The sequence below is a fragment of the Hymenobacter sp. IS2118 genome (assembly GCF_000715495.1).
GTDB lineage: Bacteria > Bacteroidota > Bacteroidia > Cytophagales > Hymenobacteraceae > Hymenobacter.
In genome coordinates, this window is record NZ_JNLX01000007.1 from 1 (window position 1) to 1,389 (window position 1,389).

At 46.0% G+C, this 1,389-nt stretch carries 2 protein-coding genes; both read right to left on the bottom strand.

The genetic code is table 11. The features are described from left to right. Window positions 1–270: 270 nt before the first annotated feature. The gene (locus tag GM79_RS00765; RefSeq protein WP_152559754.1) at window positions 271–552 is read right to left on the bottom strand and encodes a hypothetical protein; all 282 of its coding nucleotides are present in this window, start codon (window positions 550–552) and stop codon (window positions 271–273) included. A 78-nt stretch (window positions 553–630) separates the two neighbouring features. After that, window positions 631–921 (bottom strand): GIY-YIG nuclease family protein, encoded by a 291-nt coding sequence (locus tag GM79_RS00770; protein WP_035557643.1) that lies wholly within the window; start codon window positions 919–921, stop codon window positions 631–633. Window positions 922–1,389 lie beyond the last annotated feature (468 nt).

Below are 1,389 nucleotides of genomic sequence, written 5' to 3' on the forward strand. Positions count from 1 at the left end.
CGTCGGAGGTCTGCACGGTGGCAATGTTGGGGTTGATGAGGATGGTGCGGATGCCTTCCTCCTTCAGCGCCTTGAGGGCCTGCGAGCCGGAATAATCGAACTCCCCGGCCTCGCCAATTTTCAGCGCGCCGGAACCGAGGATGAGTACTTTGTTGGGTTTGTTCATGCTAAGGGTTGGGTAACAGACCGTTGTAACGGTCAGAACGTCATGTTGAGCGGAGCGCAGCGGAGTCGAAACATCTCTACCGCTTCGTTGTGGTCAGGTATATATTACGAGGTGGCTTTTCTCGGTAAAAAATAAACACCGTATATACCAAACAGCAATGGAGCAAAGACAAATGGAGAAATAACCCATGTTAAATCTTCGTAAAGAAATAGCCCGAACAAGGCAATTGCAATGGCAATGATGAATCCTATAATACGCCAAGTATATGACTTGCGATTCAGCAACAGCACCAGAAATCCTATGTAAATCCCCATCGCTGGAATACCAAATAGCCATAGGCCAAATGTTATCGGGGATGTTTCATCAAGAAGGAGCGAATTCAACATGCTGATTTGATTCAGATTACTGTGTGATAAAAAATGAAGAGTCGAAACATCTCTACCGCTTCGTTGAATTTATTGGGGTCAGCCTTCCCAAGTCTCTAAATCAATGGCTTTCCACGTCGGATTAAACGCGGTAATCAGCGCATCTTTCTTCCGCCGGGTCCAGCCTTTCAACTGCTTTTCCCGCGTAATGGCCTGCGTTGCATCGGGCGCTATTTCAAAGTATACCAGCAAATCAGCCTGATACCGTCCGGTAAATTTCCCGGCGTTACCACGGTTTTCGCTGTGCTCGTAAAGTCGCCGCGTGAGGTTGTTGGTTACGCCGATGTATAGGACGGTTTGAGTGGGATTGGTCAGGATGTAGACGTACATTAGAAAGTTTGCTAAAACATCATTTTGCCGATTGGTGAGCTAAGAATTTTTTACAAAACTCTTCTAACTCTTGTAACGAGTAATCTGATTTGCATTTATTTGTCCGTAGTGAACAAATCCGAAAGACAGGATTAGTTGCTGAAAATACATAATGGTCTACCGACGGTGCGCGATAATGGTCAGCTTTATTTGCTCTGGTTGGCTCAAGGTTGAAATGTTGTAAAAGCCGCCAGTCCAAAGGCACACCCGTGTAATAGTCTTTATCACCACCATCGCAAACAGCGATATGAACGGCATTTCTGACAACTGCCGGTAATAGAGTTGTTGTAGCGGTTTATCAATGAGTTAAGCAGAAATTCCACAAACCTGCACACACTTCCAGCGCCACATCGAACTGTTCCAGGTTGTGCATCCGCAAACGGTCTGATAAAATACGATACCTTTTTAGACCCCCGATGCTGTGTTCCA

Excerpts from the sequence above, each read along its gene's own strand:
- GM79_RS00770 (WP_035557643.1), bottom strand. The coding sequence starts at position 921 with ATGTACGTCTACATCCTGACCAATCCCACTCAAACCGTCCTATACATC.
- GM79_RS00765 (WP_152559754.1), bottom strand. The coding sequence starts at position 552 with ATGTTGAATTCGCTCCTTCTTGATGAAACATCCCCGATAACATTTGGC.